The following is a 17,031-nucleotide window of genomic DNA, read 5'->3' on the forward strand; positions in this document are numbered from 1 at the left end:
GCTGCCCCAGGCCCCACAGGGCAGCGGATGCTGGTCGTGACAGGGCCACTGTGATGAAATGCGACCCCTCGCTACTGCTCCCTGCCAAGCCTGCCGTGAAATCCCGCCTGATCCGCCAATTGCTGCTGCCCCCTTTGGTCATCCTGCTCATGGTCGGCTTAGGCCTGGCCGGCTACCTGGTCAGCGAAAGCAACGGCATCCGCACCCTCAGCGAAAATGGCGAGCGCCAGCTGGAGCTGCACGCGCGCACGGTTGAAAGCGAAATCAGCAAGTACACCTACCTGCCAAGCCTGCTGGAGCTGGAAGACAGCGTGTCGCTGTTGCTCACCGACCCCGACGGCGCCAACCGGCAAACCGTCAACGAGTACCTCGAAGGCCTCAACCGCCGCAGCCGCAGCCGGGCGATCTTTGTCCTCGATACCAACGGGCGGGTCCAGGCTACCAGCAACTGGCGCGATGCCGACTCGTTCCTCGGCGAAGACCTGTCATTTCGCGCCTATTTCCAGACCGCCGTGCGCGGCGAGCCGGGCCGTTTCTACGGCATCGGCAGCACCACCGGCGAGGCGGGCTACTACCTGGCCCATGGCCTGGAAGAACACGGCAAGATCATTGGCGTGGCCGTTATCAAGGTGCGCCTCGACACGCTCGAGGAGCGCTGGCAGCGCGCCCGCCTGGAAGCCTTCGTCAGCGACGAAAATGGCATCATCATCCTTTCCAGCGACCCGGCTCGGCGGCTGAAATCGGTGCGGCCGCTGACGCCGCAGATCAAGGAGCGCCTTGCGCGCAGCCTGCAATATTACTGGTGGCCGCTGAACGAGCTGCAACCGCTGGCCCGCGAGACGCTGGCCGATGGCGTGGAAAAACTGACCTTCCCCGCCAACAGCGAAACCGCCCACGGCAAACCCCATGAAGTGGCCTACCTGGCACAGACCCGGCGCCTGGTCGATACCCCCTGGCATTTCACCCTGCTCACACCCCTGCAGGACCTGCGCCGCGAATCGATGGTGCAAGGTATTCTGGTCGGCGTGGCCTTCGCCTTGCTGGCAATCCTCGGCATCGCCTGGAACGAGCGACGCAAGGTGATCGCCACCCGCCTGGCCGCCCGCGAAGCGCTGGAGGAAGCCAACAGCCAGCTGGAGCGGCGCATCGCCGACCGCACCGCCGACCTGCGTGCCAGCAACGAACGGCTCAAGGGCCAGATCCGCGAGCGCCGCCACGCCGAACAGACATTACGCCATGCGCAGGACGAGCTGGTACAGGCTGGCAAGCTGGCAGCCATCGGGCAGATGTCCACCAGCATCGCCCATGAACTCAACCAGCCGTTGGCTGCGCTGCGCACGCTGTCTGGCAACACCGTACGTTTCCTCGAACGCGGCGCGCTGGAAACCGCCAGTACCAACCTGCGGACCATGAACGACCTGATCGACCGCATGGGCCGCATCACCGCCAGCCTGCGCTCGTTCGCCCGGCGTGGCGACGACCGTGGCCAGGCCTCGCTGGCCAAGGCCGTGGAGGCCACCTTGCAGGTACTGGCCAATCGCATCAGCGGTTGCCACCTGAAGCTGCACAGCCAGTTCGACGACCAGCAACTGGCCATCGACCAGACCCGCCTGGAGCAGATTCTGGTCAACCTGATCGGCAACGCCCTCGATGCCATGGCCACACAGCCGCTGCCTCAACTGTGGCTGGAAGGTGAACTGCTGGGCGACAAGTACCGCCTGCGGGTACGCGACAATGGCCACGGCATCGATGCCGAGGCGCGCAAGCACCTGTTCGAACCTTTCTTCACCACCAAGCCGGGCGAGCACGGCCTGGGCCTGGGCCTGACTCTGTCGGCGAGCCTTGCCGCCGCAGCCAAAGGCAGCCTCAACGTCGAGCATCCTGTCAGCGGCGGTACGGCCTTCGTCCTCGCCCTGCCGCTGGTCTCCCCCCCTAACGAATCGGCAGAGCTCACATGAACCAAGCGCCTCTTACCGTCCTGATCGTCGAAGACGACCCGCATGTGCTGCTCGGCTGCCAGCAGGCGCTGGCCCTGGAAGACATCGCTTGCGAGGGTGTCGGCAGCGCCGAACAGGCCCTGGAACGTATCGGCGATGACTTCGCCGGTATCGTCGTCAGCGACATCCGCCTGCCGGGCATCGATGGCCTGGAACTGCTCAACCGCCTCAAGGCGCGCGACCGCAGCCTGCCGGTGGTACTGATCACCGGCCATGGTGATATCGACATGGCAGTCGGTGCCATGCGCAATGGCGCCTACGACTTCATGGAGAAACCCTTCTCGCCGGAGCGCCTGGTCGACGTGGTGCGCCGCGCCCTGGAACAGCGCGGGCTGTCGCGCGAAGTGGTGGCCCTGCGTCGCCAGCTGACCGAACAAAGCAGCCTGGAAGGCCGCATCATTGGCCGCTCGCCGGCCATGGAACACCTGCGTGAACTGATCGCCAACGTCGCCGATACTTCGGCCAACGTGCTGATCGAAGGCGAAACCGGTACCGGCAAGGAGCTGGTCGCCCGTTGCCTGCACGATTTCAGCCGCCGCCAAGGCCAACCGTTTGTCGCGCTGAACTGCGGCGGCTTACCGGAAAACCTGTTCGAAAGCGAGATTTTCGGCCACGAGGCCAACGCCTTCACCGGCGCAGGCAAGCGCCGCATCGGCAAGATCGAGCATGCCAATGGCGGCACGCTGTTCCTCGATGAAGTCGAGAGCATGCCGATCAACCTGCAGATCAAACTGCTGCGGGTGCTGCAGGAGCGCACCCTGGAGCGCCTGGGCTCGAACCAGAGCATTGCCGTGGATTGCCGGGTGATCGCGGCAACCAAGGCCGACCTGGACGCCCTCGGGCAAAGCGGGCAGTTCCGCAGCGACCTGTACTACCGCCTGAACGTGGTGACCCTGGAGCTACCGCCGCTGCGCGAGCGTCGTGAAGACATCCTGCAGCTGTTCGAGCATTTCCTGCAGCAGTCGGCGCTGCGCTTCGACCGTGAAACGCCGACGCTGGACAGCCAGACCCTGTCGCGCCTGATGGCCCATGACTGGCCGGGCAACGTGCGTGAACTGCGCAACGTTGCCGAGCGTTATGCCCTGGGCCTGCCGGCCTTCAAGAAAGGCCCAAGTGGCGGCGCCAGCCAGGGGCTGGGCTTTGCCGAGGCGGTCGAGGCCTTCGAGCGCAACCTGCTCAGCGACGCGCTGCAACGCACCGGCGGCAACCTCAGCCAGGCCAGCCAGGAGCTGGGCATGGCCAAGACCACGCTGTTCGACAAGGTGAAGAAGTACGGGCTGGGCTGAGAACAGCGCTCACCCTGTGGAAGCGGGCTACCCCGCGCAAAGGGCGACGCGTATCTCACAGACCTGCAATATGCGTCACGTCCTGGCGATGTGACTGCAGGTAAGGCAACACTGCCCCGAGCAACGGCGCCTTGAACGGCTCCTGGAAGCGATGCGCCAACCCCGGTATCAACCGCAGCTGACTGCCCTGGATATGCGCCGCCAGGTGCACCCCATGCATCACCGGCAACAACGGATCGGCCGTGCCATGCACCACCAGGGTCGGCACGCGCAGCTGGTTCAGCAGCGCCACCCGGCTGGGTTCGGCGAGGATCGCCATGATCTGGCGTTTGGCGCCATCGGGATTGAACGCCCGGTCATAGGCCACCGCGGCCTGCTGCAACAAAACGGCGCGATCGTCACGCACCTGGGGACTGCCCAGTGCCGCCAGCAGGTCAGCCTGCTGTTCGATGGCCACTTCCCGATTCGGCGCGCTGCGCCGGGCCAACAGCTGCACCAGTGCAGGGGCCGGCGCCGGCAAGCCTGCCGCACCCGAGCTGGACATCACCAGCGTCAGGCTGCGTACCCGCTCCGGCGCCATCGCCGCCAGGTGTTGGGCGATCATTCCGCCCATGCTCACACCCAGCACATGGAATTGGCGTATGCCCAATGCATCCATCAGGTGCAGCCCATCACCCGCCATGTCGGTCAACGTATAAGGCGGGGCAACTGGCAAACCCAACTTGTAGCGCAGCAGCTCGACCGTCAGGTTGGCCGAAGGTGGCAGCTGGTTCCAGCGCGACAGGCCGACATCGCGATTGTCATAGCGAATCACCCGAAAACCCTGGCGACACAATGCCTCGACGACGTCATCCGGCCAGTGGATCAGTTGCCCTCCCAGGCCCATCACCAGCAGCAACGCCGGGTCGCGGGGCGCGCCGACGCTCTGGTAAACCAGGCTCAGATCACCCAGTTCGGCCCGTTGAACCGCCACGTGAGTATCACAACGCTGATCGGCGAAGCTCGCCGGTACGCTGAAAACAACGAAGAAGAAAAACAGCAGTAAAGCCCGCATGAAAGAAACACCAGAATGCAGATCCCCAGTAGAGCGCGAGTCTGATGAATTTAATTCGGGCGCGCTGCCATAGTTCAGTGACAGTTTGATGAACCCTGCCGAGCGGTGCGGCGCAAGGTCCAGTCGACAGCGGGTTCAACATGAGAGAAACTCAACTAATTCCCCATTTACTCAAATTTTGCTCTCGGAGTCGCCCGTGCTGGAGATCCGCCACCTGAAAACCCTTCATGCCCTGCGCGAGGCCGACAGCCTGGTGGAGGCCGCCGAGCGCCTGCACCTGACCCAATCGGCCTTGTCGCACCAGTTCAAGGAGCTTGAAGAACGCCTGGGCCTGCCGCTGTTCGTGCGCAAGAGCAAACCGATCCGCTTCACCAGCGCCGGCCTGCGCCTGCTGCAACTGGCCGACGCCACCCTGCCGCTGCTGCGCGGCGCCGAGCGTGACATCGCACGCCTGGCCGGCGGTACCGCCGGGCGCCTGCACATGGCCATTGAATGCCACAGCTGTTTCCAGTGGCTGATGCCGACCATCGACCAGTTCCGTGATGCCTGGCCGGAAGTGGAGCTGGACCTGGCCTCCGGTTTCGCCTTTGCCCCGCTGCCTGCCCTGGCCCGTGGCGACCTGGACCTGGTGGTGACCTCCGACCCTCTGGACCTGCCCAGCATCACCTACGTGCCACTGTTCACCTATGAAGCCATGCTCGCCGTAGCCAACCAGCACCCGCTGGCCGGCAAGCCCTACATCGTGCCACAGGACCTGCTCGACCAGACCCTCATCACCTACCCGGTGGAACGCGATCGCCTGGACATCTTCACCCGCTTCCTGGAGCCGGCCGACATCGAGCCGGCTGCCGTGCGCACGTCGGAGCTGACGGTGATGATGATGCAACTGGTGGCCAGCGGGCGTGGCGTGTGCGGCATGCCGCACTGGGCGCTGCACGAATACAGCTCGCGGGGTTATGTGAAGGGCAAGCGCCTGGGCGAGAAAGGCCTGTTCGCCACGCTCTATGCCGCCGTGCGCACCGACATGCTCGATGCGCCGTACATGCGCGACTTCCTGCTGACCGCCAAGGACACCTCGTTCGCCACCCTCGACGGAGTCAGCGCGGTACGCTGACGGCCTGGCGATACAGCGGCAGGATCAGGTCTCGGGTCAGTGGCGCCAGCGCCAGTGCGGGCGCCTCGTCGGCCGCCAGCCACACCACCTCTTCGATTTCCGCCGCCGGAAGCACGGCCTCGGCGCTGTCGACACGGTACAACTCGGCCTGCACCTCAAAGCCCGGCTCATTGGCCGCCGGTGCGCTGAAGCGGCCCAGGTGGACGGCCTGCGCCGGGTCGATGCGCAGGCCAAGCTCTTCGTGCAACTCACGCACCAGCGCCTCTACGGGCGACTCACCCGCATCGAACTTGCCGCCCGGCTGCATGAAGGCCTGGGTGCCACGTTTGCGCACCAGCAGGGTGCGGCCCTGGGGGTCGATCAACAGGGCGGCGGCGATGCGAATGGTGTTGGGCATTGGCTGATCTCGGTGAAAAGGTTGGGAGGATCCCATCAAGCGTGTGCCCTGACAAGACGAACGGCCCCTTGCCAACCCGCCGCCTACCCGCCATAACCAACACATGAACCTGCCCGCCCAACAGCACCCGGTGCTGGAGCTGTTCCACCCCGCCGTCGGCACCTGGTTCCGTCGCCACTTCGCCACGGTCACCGACGCCCAGGCGCGTGCCTGGCCCTTGATTCACGCCCGCCAGTCGATGCTGCTGGCGGCGCCAACCGGCTCGGGCAAGACGCTGAGCGCCTTTCTCGCGGTGCTCGACGAATTGTTCCGACAGGGCCTCGAACACGGCGGCGAACTGCCCGCACAGACCCAGGTAGTGTACGTATCGCCGCTCAAGGCGCTGTCCAACGACATTCGCCTGAACCTGCAGGCGCCGCTCGAAGGCATTAGCCAGGCACTCGAAGACCAAGGCCTCAAGGCACCGCGTATCAGCACGGCCGTGCGCACCGGCGATACCCCCCAGAAAGAACGCGCAGCCATGCGCAAACGGGCGCCGCATATCCTGGTGACCACGCCCGAATCACTCTACGTGCTAATGGGCTCTGCCTCTGGTCGTGCCGGCCTTGCCAATGTGCACACGGTGATTGTCGACGAGATTCACGCCCTGGCCGGCAACAAGCGCGGTGCCCACCTGGCGCTGACGCTGGAGCGCCTGCAGGCGCTGTGCGGGCAGCCGCTGCGGCGCATCGGCCTGTCCGCCACCCAGCGGCCGGTGGAGCGCGTGGCGCAATTCCTGGTCGGCCACCAGCGCCCTTGCGCAATCGTCGACATCGGCCACGCACGCCAGCGCGACCTGGCCCTCGAAGTACCGCCCGTGCCCTTGGGTGCAGTCATGGCCACGGACGTGTGGCACCTGGTCTACGACCGCCTGGCCACGCTTGCCCGCGAACACCGCACGACCCTGGTGTTCGTCGACACCCGGCGCCTGGCCGAACGCCTCACCCGCCACCTCAGCGACCGCCTGGGCAAGGAGGCGGTGGCCGCGCACCACGGCAGCCTGGCCAAGGAGCTGCGCCTGGATGCCGAACAGCGCTTGAAGACTGGCCAGCTCCAGGTGCTGGTGGCCACTGCGTCCCTGGAGCTGGGCATCGATATCGGTGATGTCGACCTGGTCTGCCAGATCGCCTCACCAGGGTCGATCGCCGGCTTCCTGCAGCGGGTCGGGCGCTCCGGGCACCAGGTCGAGGGCATCCCCAAAGGGCGTCTGTTCCCGACTTCGCGCGATGACCTGATCGAATGCACCGCCCTGCTCGATGGCGTGCGCCAGGGCGAACTCGACCTGTTGCACATCGCCAAGGCACCGCTGGACGTGCTGGCCCAGCAGATCGTTGCCGAGACCAGCAACCAGCCGTGGCACGAACAGGCACTGTTCCACTGCCTGCGCCAGGCAACGCCCTACGCTGAACTCGACGTGAACCACTACCAGGCGCTGCTGCGCATGCTCGCCGAAGGCTACAACGGCCGCCAGGGCATTCGCAGCGCCTATCTGCACCGCGACGCAGTCAGCGGCACCCTGCGCGGGCGCCGCGGGAGCCAGCTGACGGCGCTGACCAGCGGCGGCACCATTCCGGAAACGGCCGACTATGCGGTGCTGCTGGAACCGCAGGCGCTGAACATCGGCAGCGTGAACGAAGACTTTGCCGTGGAGAGCATCGCCGGCGACATCTTCCAGTTGGGCAACGCCTCCTATCGCATCGTGCGGGTAGAGCCCGGCCGGGTGCGGGTGGAGGACGCCCATGGCCTGCCGCCAACCATACCCTTCTGGCTTGGCGAGGCACCGGGGCGCAGTGATGAGTTATCCGCCGCCGTGGCACGCCTGCAGGCACGCATCGATGAACGATTGGCGCTGAGCGACGGCGCTTTCGCCCCCGTGCTGGCGTGGTTGCAAAGCGCCTTCGCACTGGACGAGGCCTGCGCCAGCCAGCTGCTCGATTACCTGGGGCGCACCCGCGAGGTGCTGGGCGCGCTGCCCTCGCAACAAACGCTGATCATGGAGCGTTTTTTCGACGAGTCTGGCGGCACCCAGCTGATCATCCATTCGCCCTACGGCAGCCGCATCAACCGCGCGTGGGGCCTGGCCCTGCGCAAGCGCTTCTGCCGCACGTTCAATTTCGAGCTGCAGGCCGCCGCCAGCGAGGACGCCATCGTGCTGTCGCTGTCCACCAGCCACAGCTTCGTGCTGGACGAGGTCTGGCATTACCTGCCCAGCCGCAGTGCCGAGCAGGTGTTGATCCAGGCGCTGCTCGACGCGCCGTTGTTTGGCGTGCGTTGGCGCTGGAACGCGGCAGTCGCGATGGCGTTGCCGCGCTTCGTGGGGGGACGCAAGGTTGCCCCGCAGATCCAGCGCCTGAAAAGCGAAGACCTGATCGCCGCCGTGTTCCCCGACCAGATCGCCTGCCTGGAGAACATCGTCGGCGAACGGCAGATCCCGGACCATCCGCTGGTCGAGCAAACGCTCGACGACTGCCTGCACGAAGCCATGGACAGCGAGGGCTGGCTGGCCCTGCTACGGCGCATGGAAAACGGTGAAGTGCGATTGCTCTGCCGCGACCTGCCCGCGCCCTCACCGCTGGCTTCGGCCATTCTCAATGCCAGGCCCTACGCCTTCCTCGACGATGCCCCGCTGGAAGAACGCCGCACCCAGGCGGTGCTCAACCGGCGCTGGAACGACGTGCACAGCGGCGATGACCTGGGCGCGCTGGACGTCGATGCCATCAGCGCTGTAGAAGGCGAAGCCTGGCCGCAACCCGGTAACACCGATGAGATGCACGAAGCCTTGATGAGCCTCGGCGCCATCAGTCAACAGGAAGTGCAGGCCAACGCCACCTGGGACCTGCTGCTCAGGCAACTGGCCAAAGCCGGCCGGGCCTTGCACCTGCCGGCTGAGCATTTGTGGCTGGCCCGCGAGCGCTTGTGCCTGCTGCAAGCGCTGTATCCTCATGCACGCCTGGAGCCTGCCCTCGGCGTGCTCCCAGGGTTCGACCAGGCCTTCGACCCTGACAGCGCGCTGATCGAACTGCTGCGCAACCGCCTGAGCGGCCATGGCCCGCTGACCTTGGCGCAGATTGCTGGGCCCCTTGGCAAGCCCGATTCGGCGATCGAACAGGCCCTGGCCCACCTGGAGGCCGAAGGCTATGTGCTGCGCGGCCATTTCCGCCCTGGCGAAGGCCAGCAACAGTGGTGCGAGCGCCACCTGCTGGCGCGGATTCACCGTTATACGGTGAAACGTCTGCGCCGGGAGATCGAGCCGATCAGCCTGCAGGACTTCATGCGTTTTCTGTTCGACTGGCAACGTTTGGCCAGCGAGGAACGCCTGCGCGGGCCTCAGGCTGTAGCCGAGGTATTGGAGCAATTGCAGGGTTTCCCTGGCGCGGCCGGCGCCTGGGAGGCGGAACTGCTTCCAGCACGCATTCAGGACTACAGCCCGCACTGGCTCGACGATGCTTGCCGCAGCGGGCAATTTGCCTGGAGCCGACTGGCGGCAACGGTGTCGAGCAATACCTTGGCGAGTACCCCACTGGTGCTGCTGCCCCGCGAACATCTGGCACTTTGGCGCAGCCTCGCCCCAATACCTGCGCTGGACGAACTCGGCCCGCGTGCGCAGCGCGTGCACGAGGTACTGCAAACGCATGGCGCACTGTTTTTCGACGAACTGGCTCAGGAAGCCCACTTGCTGCCCAGCGAACTGGAAACGGCCCTGCAAGCGTTGGTGGGCGCAGGTCTGGTTGGCGCCGACAGCTTCACCGGACTGCGCAGCCTGATCAGCCCCGCGGCGAAACGCGCCTCGCGCAACAACAGGCGCGGCCACCCGCCGATGTCCACCAGCATGGCCCACGCAGGGCGCTGGGCGCTGTTGCGCAGGGGCAGTGCCGCAGTGGACGACAGCCAGCGCCTGGAACACATCGCCCGCAGCCTGTTGCGACGTTACGGGGTGATTTGCTGGCGGCTGCTGGAGCGGGAAAGCGATGTGCTGCCGCCGTGGCGCGACCTGCTGCGCTGCTATCACCGCTTGGAGGCACGTGGTGAGATTCGGGGCGGGCGCTTCATCGCCGGACTGGCCGGGGAACAGTTTGCCCTGCCGGAAGCGGTCGGGTTATTGCGGCAAGTGCGGCGGCGGGCGCTGGACGGCGCACTGGTAGTGGTGAGTGCCAGCGACCCGCTGAACCTGCTCGGGTCACTGCTGCCCGGGGCGAAAGTGCCCGCCGTCAGCGGCAACCGCTTGCTGTACCGCGATGGCATACCGGTGGCGGTGCGGGTGGCCGGGCGGTATCAGTTCCTGAGCGAGGCGCCCGCTGAAGTACAGGCGTCATGGCGGCAGAAGTTGCTGCGCGACACGCGCTGAACCGAGGCGTTCTCTTCGCGGGTGAACCCGCTCTCACAGGGCAGGCTGCGCCTATGAGAATGATTTTCGCTTCCCCGAATTTCATTTTCAGCGCCGTGCAACCGGGCTATGGTCGGGGTTTGCCCCAGGCCCTGAGCCTGACCGCGCCATCGTAAGGACCCCGTATGAGCCTGTCACTTCTCAGTCGCTATGCCGTGTTTGCCGCGTGTGTGCTGTTCACCCTCGCGAGCTTGCCGTTCCTCCACCACGAATGGCTGTGGCCGTTCACTCTGACCACTGCGGTGCTCAGCCTGATCGGCCTGTTCGACCTGCTGCAGCAGCGCCACGCGGTGCGCCGCAACTACCCGATCCTCGGCAACATCCGCTACTTGGTCGAGGGCATCCGCCCAGAGATTCGCCAGTACCTGCTGGAAGCCGACAGCGACGCCCTGCCCTTCTCCCGCGCCCAGCGTTCGCTGGTGTATGCACGGGCCAAGAACGAAGCCTCGGACAAACCCTTCGGTACCCTGATCGACGTCTACGAGTCCGGGTTCGAGTTCATCGGCCACTCCATGCGCCCGGCACCGCTGGCCGACCCGGCAAGCTTTCGCATCATCGTCGGCGGGCCGCAGTGCACCCAGCCCTATTCGGCATCGATCTTCAACATTTCCGCCATGAGCTTCGGCTCGCTCAGCGCCAACGCCATCCGTGCGCTCAACCAGGGCGCCAAGCTGGGTAACTTCCACCATGACACCGGCGAGGGCAGCATCAGCCCCTATCACCGTGAACACGGTGGTGACCTGGTGTGGGAGCTGGGCAGTGGTTACTTCGGCTGCCGCACGGCAGACGGGCGTTTCGACCCCGAGCGCTTCGCCACCCAGGCACGCAGCCCGCAGGTGCGGATGATCGAAATCAAGATGAGCCAGGGCGCCAAACCCGGCCACGGCGGCATCCTGCCCAAGCATAAAGTCACCCAGGAAATTGCCGAAACCCGCGGCATCCTCATGGGTGAGGACTGCATCTCGCCTTCGCGCCACAGCGCCTTCGCCACGCCCATCGAGATGATGCAGTTCATCGCCCAACTGCGCGAACTGTCGGGCGGCAAACCGGTAGGCTTCAAGTTCTGCCTGGGCCACCCGTGGGAATTCATGGGCATCGCCAAGGCCATGCTGGAAACCGGCATCCTGCCCGACTTCATCGTCGTCGACGGCAAGGAAGGCGGCACCGGCGCGGCGCCCGTTGAGTTCACCGACCATATAGGCGTACCGCTGCGCGAAGGCCTGCTGTTCGTGCACAACACCCTGGTCGGCCTGAACCTGCGCGACAAGATCAAGCTTGGCGCCAGCGGTAAGATCGTCAGCGCCTTCGACATCGCCAGCGTGCTGGCCATAGGCGCCGACTGGGCCAACTCGGCACGTGGCTTCATGTTCGCCATCGGCTGCATCCAGTCGCAGAGTTGCCATACCAACAAGTGCCCGACCGGCGTCGCCACCCAGGACCCGTTGCGCCAGCGAGCGCTGGTGGTGCCGGACAAAGCCCAGCGCGTGCTGAACTTCCACCACAACACCCTGCGCGCGCTGGCTGAGATGCTCGCCGCGGCGGGCCTGGAGCACCCCGCGCAGCTGGAGGCCAAGCACTTGGTGCGGCGCGTCTCGGCCACCGAGATCAAGCTGTTCTCGCAGATGCACGTGTTCCTCCAGCCGGGCGAGTTGCTGACTGGCGAGGTGGATGGGCAGTTCTATTCGCGGATGTGGCAGCTGGCCCGGGCGGACAGCTTCGAGCCCAACAGCGAAGTGGCAGCCTGAAACCATTGGGGCCGCTTTTGCGGCCCCAATGGTTTTCAGGTCAGGAGACGGTGCTGGCTACCACGCGCGGGTCCTTCGGCGCCAGGCGGAACGTGTAATACAAGGCAGTCAACAACACCAGGAACGCCGGCCCGATGTACAGCGCCACACGCGTGTCCTCGAAGTACGCCATCAGCCCCACCACCAGCACCAGGAAGGCCAGTGCCAGGTAAGAGCTCAGCGGCCACAGCCACATGCGGTACTTCAAGGCCTTGCGCTCGGAGGTCGAAAGCCCGGCGCGGAACTTGAGCTGCGCCAGCAGGATCATCACCCAGGTCCAGATCGCGCCGAAGGTGGCGATCGACGTCACCCAGACGAATACCTTCTCCGGCACCAGGTAGTTGGCCAGTACGCCCAACAGGAGGGCGCCGATCGACAGCAGCAGCGCGTTGCGCGGCACGCCGCTTTTCGAGGTGCGGGCAAACATGGCAGGCGCCTGGCCATTCTGCGCCAGGCTGTAAAGCATGCGCCCGGTGCTGAAGATGCCGCCGTTGCAGGACGACAATGCCGCCGTGATGACCACGAAGTTGATGATGCCGGCAGCGGTCTTGATGCCCAGGCGCTCGAAGGTCATGACGAAGGGGCTGCCCTGGCTGCCGATTTCATTCCAGGGGTAGATGGACAGGATCACGAACAACGCGCCGACGTAGAACAGCAGGATGCGCCAGAATACCGAGCCGATGGCCTGCGGGATGGTTTTCTGCGGGTTGCGTGCTTCGCCGGCGGTGAGGCCGATCATTTCAACGCCCAAGTAGGCGAACATCACCATCTGCATCGACATCAGCACGCCGGTCACGCCGTTGGGCATGAAGCCGCCGTTGCTCCACAGGTTGGAGATACCGACTGCAACACCGTCGTTGCCGAAGCCGAAGGCGATGACGCCGATGCCGCCCAGGACCATGGCGATGATGGTGACGATCTTGATCAGGGCAAACCAGAACTCGAACTCGCCGAACGCCTTGACCGCGATCAGGTTGACCGCACCCATGCTGCCCAGCGCCGCCAGCGCCCAGATCCAGCGCGGCACATCAGGGAACCAGATGCCCATGTAGATGGCCACGGCGGTGATTTCCGCGACGCAGGTCACCAGCCACAGGAACCAGTAGTTCCAACCGGTCAGAAAGCCCGCCAACGGGCCAAGGTAGTCCTGGGCGTAACGGCTGAACGAACCGGCGACCGGGTTATGCACGGCCATTTCGCCGAGGGCGCGCATGATCACCAGAATCGCCAGCCCACCGATGATGTAGGAAAGCATGATCGCGGGGCCGGCCATTTCAATGGCTTTGGCCGAACCGAGGAAAAGACCGACGCCGATACAGGCGCCCAGCGCCATCAGGCGAATGTGCCGTTCGCCCAGTTCACGCTTGAGCGGGCCGCCTTGTGCGGTCTCGCCATGGGCAGGATGGTTGCCGACTGGCATAGCAATACAACCTCATTTTGTTATTGGATTTGACCTTCGTGCAGCACCGGCCATGTCGATAGGCGTGGCGTTGGCTTGCCAGGCTGGCCTTGTGGGCCGGCCCGTATGCCGGACTAGAGCGCCCGGCAGGGCGAAGGGGCCGAGCAGTATAGGAAGCCCGCAGCAGGGCATTTCACTGTAAATACGTAAAAATTTGGCGAGAAGCCCGGAGCAACTTGCCGCCCTCGGATAAGGCCCAACCACCCTAGCAACATCGCCGTACGAAGAAACCCACACCAAAGGCGCATATCGGACTCTGCATTTCTGCAGTTCCTACAAATTTTTCACCTCCTGCCGTCAACGTCTAAGCTTCAGACAAGCAAGACGAAAAGTACCTGGCCGGATTGAAGACTATGGGCGCACTGTGGCAATCGGAACCAACCAGAACGGAAGCAGCCGAACCCCCTCTGGACCAGACGCCACAGCCGAAGTCCCCCCGTCAGCGTCGGCTCTGGTGGCGGCTGATCCTGCTGATCCTGCTGGTGGCGATCATCGCCGTCGGTTTCGCCGCCTATGACGAATTCCGCACCTCCGACCTGCAGTCGCGGGAATTCAGCAAGCTGGCCACCACCCTCACCTACTCGCTGCAGCCCGGCCCCAGCGATGCCATCGTCTACCCCGGCGAAGGGCCGTTCGACAAACGGCTGGGCTACAGTGCGCTGGGCGAGTTCCTGCCGCGGCTGCTCAAGCGCGACTACCTGATCAGCGAGCAGGTGCAGTTCTCGCCAGCCTTGATGAATTACGTCGACCACGGCCTGTTCGCGCCCTACATCGAAAAAATTCAGGCTGGCCTGTCGATTACCGATTGCCGTGGCGACACGCTGTACCAGTACAACTACCCGCAACACTTGTACCCGGACTTCGCCGCCATACCGCCGGTGATGGTCAACAGCCTGTTGTTCATCGAAAACCGCGACCTGCTCGACACGAAAGACCCGAAAAACAACCCGGCAGTCGATTGGCCGCGCTTCGCCAAGGCCGCCTACAGCCAGATCGCCAAGTACCTGGCCCTGCCCGGCCAGTCGGCCGGCGGCAGTACCCTCGCCACGCAACTGGAAAAGTATCGTCATTCACCGGACGGCCTGACGGTCTCCGGCGCCGAGAAGATTCGCCAGATGATTTCCGCCAGCGTGCGCGCTTATCAGGGCGGCCCTGATACCACCGAGGCCCGCCAGCGCATCGTGCGTGACTACCTCAACAGCGTGCCGCTGTCGGCGGTGCCTGGCCACGGCGAAGTGCATGGCATGGCTGAAGGCCTGCGCGTGTGGTACGGCGCCGATTTTGACCAGGTCAACGAGGCCCTCACCTCGACCGCGACTGACGCCGACAGCATGGCCGCACGCGGCCTGGCCCTGCGCCAGGTGCTGTCGCTGATGATCGCCCAGCGTCGCCCCTCGCATTACCTGTCCAAGGGCCGGGTCGAGTTGGCCGAGCTCACCGATTCACATATCCGCGTGCTCGCCGCCAACCACATCATCGAAGGCCCGTTGGCGGACGCGGCGCTGGCCAGCAAGGCGGTTTACCGTGACTGGGTGGCCCAGCCGACCATCGTGCCGATCATCACCAACAAGGGCATCAGCCTGGCGCGCAACCGCCTGGCGGCCATGCTCAACCGCCCGCTGTACGACCTGGACCGCCTTGATGTCTCGGCCACCAGCACCCTGCAGGCCGACCTGCAATTGCAGGCCAGCCAGTACCTGAAGAACCTTTCCGACCCTGTATTCGCCGCGCAGATGGGCCTGATCGGCGAGCGCCTGCTGACCAGCAAGACCACCGACCAGGTGCGTTACAGCTTCACCCTGTTCGAGCGCACCGCCGATGGGTCACGGGTACGGGTGCAGACCGACAGCACCGACCAGCCCTTCGACATCAACGAAGGCAGCAAGCTGGAACTGGGCTCGACGGCCAAGCTGCGGGTGCTCACCACTTACCTGGAGATCATCGCCGAGCTGCACGACAAGTACGCCGGCAAGCCCGCCGCCGAGCTGAAAAAGGTCGAAGTCGCAGAACTCGACCGCATTACCCAGTGGTCGCTGGAATGGCTGGCGCAGAACAGCAAGAACCAGAGCCTGGACGCCATGCTCGACGCCGCCCTGGAACGCAAGTATTCGGCCAACACCGGCGAGGCCTTCTTCACGGGCGGCGGTATGCACGTGTTCAATAACTTCCGCAAGGAAGACAACAGCCGCAACCCGACCCTGAAGGATGCCCTGCGCGAGTCCATCAACCTGCCGTTCATCCGCCTGATGCGCGACCTGGTGCGCTACGTAACCTACCAGCAGCCGTTCAATCGGGTGCCGCTGCTCAAGGACGACGCCGACCCGCGCCGCCAGGAATACCTCGCGCGCTTTGCTGACAAGGAAGGCACCAACTACCTGATGCGCTTCTGGAAGAAGTACCAGCGCAAGACCTCGCAGCAGCGCCTGGATACCTTCCTGGACAGTATGCGCGTGACCCCGCAGCGCCTGGCGGCGGTGCACCGCTATCTGTTCCCCGAAGCCGGCCAGGAGACCTTCAACGCCTTTGTCCGCGCGCATAGCAAGGAGGACAAGATCGCCTTGGGCAAACTCACCGACGGCCGCCTGGCGGAGATGTACGAGGCCTATGGCCCCGGCAGGTACGACCTGCCTGACCAGGGTTACATCGCCAAGGTCCACCCGCTGGACCTGTGGCTGCTCGGTTACCTGCTGAAGCACCCGAGCGCCTCGCTGACGGAGATGGTCAATGCCAGCCGCTTCGAGCGCCAGGAAGTCTATGGCTGGCTGTTCAAGAGCCGCCACCAGGGCGCCCGTGACAGCCGTATTCGCACCATGGTCGAGATAGAGGCCTTCCTCGATATCCATCAGCGCTGGAAGCGCGTGGGCTACCCATTCGACCACCTGGTCCCGTCGCTGGCCACCGCCATCGGCAGCTCTGGGGACCGCCCGGCAGCGCTTTCCGAACTGGTCGGCATCATCCAGAACGATGGCATTCGCCTGCCGACCCTGCGCATCGACACCCTGCACTTCGCCGCCGATACGCCTTACGAAACCAAGCTGAACAGCGACCCTGACCGTGGCGTGCGAATTCTGCCGGTGGAGGTGGCACGGGCACTCAAGGGGGCCATGTCGCAAGTGGTCGATGCCGGTACGGCGCGGCGTATATCCGGCAGCTTCAAGCTGCATGACGGCACCCCGCTGGTGATGGGCGGCAAGACCGGCACCGGCGACAACCGCATCGAAAGCTTCGGCGCCGGCGGCCGGCTGATCGGCTCACGCTCGCTGAACCGGACCGCGACATTCGTGTTCTTCCTCGGCGACAACCACTTCGGCACCTTGACAGCCTTTGTGCCGGGGCGCTCGGCGGAGGCGTTCACATTCACTTCGGCGCTGCCGGTGCAAGTGCTCAAGGGCATGGCGCCGATCCTTATGCCGTACCTGGAGCCAGGCAACCCCAACGCGTGCAAACCACCCCAAGTGGCGATGCATTCAACCAACCCATCAAACATTTAGATGATAATCATCTGCATTTGAAGGCT

The 17,031-nt window shown here is 64.8% G+C and carries 9 protein-coding genes; 6 read left to right on the plus strand and 3 right to left on the minus strand.

Going from position 1 to position 17,031, the window contains the following annotated elements:
* Positions 1-53: 53 nt before the first annotated feature.
* Both ACIPIJ_RS20600 and ACIPIJ_RS20605 read left to right on the plus strand, forming a co-directional pair.
* Positions 54-1,958 (plus strand): ATP-binding protein, encoded by a 1,905-nt coding sequence (locus tag ACIPIJ_RS20600; protein ID WP_401079994.1) that lies wholly within the window; start codon positions 54-56, stop codon positions 1,956-1,958.
* Positions 1,955-3,283 (plus strand): sigma-54-dependent transcriptional regulator, encoded by a 1,329-nt coding sequence (locus ACIPIJ_RS20605; RefSeq protein WP_401079996.1) that lies wholly within the window; start codon positions 1,955-1,957, stop codon positions 3,281-3,283. Before ACIPIJ_RS20600 ends, ACIPIJ_RS20605 begins: the two co-directional genes overlap by 4 nt.
* 55 nt (positions 3,284-3,338) lie before the next feature.
* Here ACIPIJ_RS20605 and ACIPIJ_RS20610 read toward each other — a convergent pair whose 3' ends face one another.
* Complete coding sequence (locus ACIPIJ_RS20610; protein ID WP_401079998.1) at positions 3,339-4,337, minus strand: alpha/beta fold hydrolase; 999 nt, start codon at positions 4,335-4,337, stop codon at positions 3,339-3,341.
* A 196-nt stretch (positions 4,338-4,533) separates the two neighbouring features.
* On the opposite strand from ACIPIJ_RS20610, the gene metR reads away from it, so the two are divergent.
* Positions 4,534-5,451 carry a transcriptional regulator MetR gene (gene metR, locus ACIPIJ_RS20615; RefSeq protein ID WP_401080000.1) on the plus strand — a complete coding sequence of 306 codons (918 nt, stop codon included), beginning with the start codon at positions 4,534-4,536 and terminating at the stop codon, positions 5,449-5,451.
* Here metR and ACIPIJ_RS20620 read toward each other — a convergent pair.
* On the minus strand, positions 5,435-5,848 hold the full coding sequence (locus ACIPIJ_RS20620) for an NUDIX domain-containing protein (RefSeq protein WP_401080002.1): 414 nt from the start codon (positions 5,846-5,848) through the stop codon (positions 5,435-5,437). The genes metR and ACIPIJ_RS20620 overlap by 17 nt on opposite strands.
* A 103-nt stretch (positions 5,849-5,951) precedes the next feature.
* Between ACIPIJ_RS20620 and ACIPIJ_RS20625 the strand changes: the two genes are divergently transcribed.
* Both ACIPIJ_RS20625 and ACIPIJ_RS20630 read left to right on the plus strand, forming a co-directional pair.
* A complete protein-coding gene (locus tag ACIPIJ_RS20625; protein WP_401080004.1) occupies positions 5,952-10,232 on the plus strand; it encodes a DEAD/DEAH box helicase in 4,281 nt (1,426 codons plus the stop codon).
* Between the two features lie 164 nt (positions 10,233-10,396).
* Complete coding sequence (locus ACIPIJ_RS20630) at positions 10,397-12,016, plus strand: FMN-binding glutamate synthase family protein (protein WP_401080006.1); 1,620 nt, start codon at positions 10,397-10,399, stop codon at positions 12,014-12,016.
* Between the two features lie 40 nt (positions 12,017-12,056).
* On the opposite strand, the gene ACIPIJ_RS20635 is transcribed toward ACIPIJ_RS20630, so the two are convergent.
* The gene (locus ACIPIJ_RS20635) at positions 12,057-13,475 is read right to left on the minus strand and encodes an amino acid permease (protein WP_401080008.1); all 1,419 of its coding nucleotides are present in this window, start codon (positions 13,473-13,475) and stop codon (positions 12,057-12,059) included.
* Positions 13,476-13,867: 392 nt separating this feature from the next.
* On the opposite strand from ACIPIJ_RS20635, the gene ACIPIJ_RS20640 reads away from it, so the two are divergent.
* Positions 13,868-17,005, plus strand: a complete 3,138-nt coding sequence (locus ACIPIJ_RS20640; protein ID WP_401080010.1) for a transglycosylase domain-containing protein — start codon at positions 13,868-13,870, stop codon at positions 17,003-17,005.
* Positions 17,006-17,031: the final 26 nt, after the last annotated feature.

This window comes from Pseudomonas sp. NPDC087185 (genome assembly GCF_044744955.1).
Taxonomy (GTDB): domain Bacteria; phylum Pseudomonadota; class Gammaproteobacteria; order Pseudomonadales; family Pseudomonadaceae; genus Aquipseudomonas.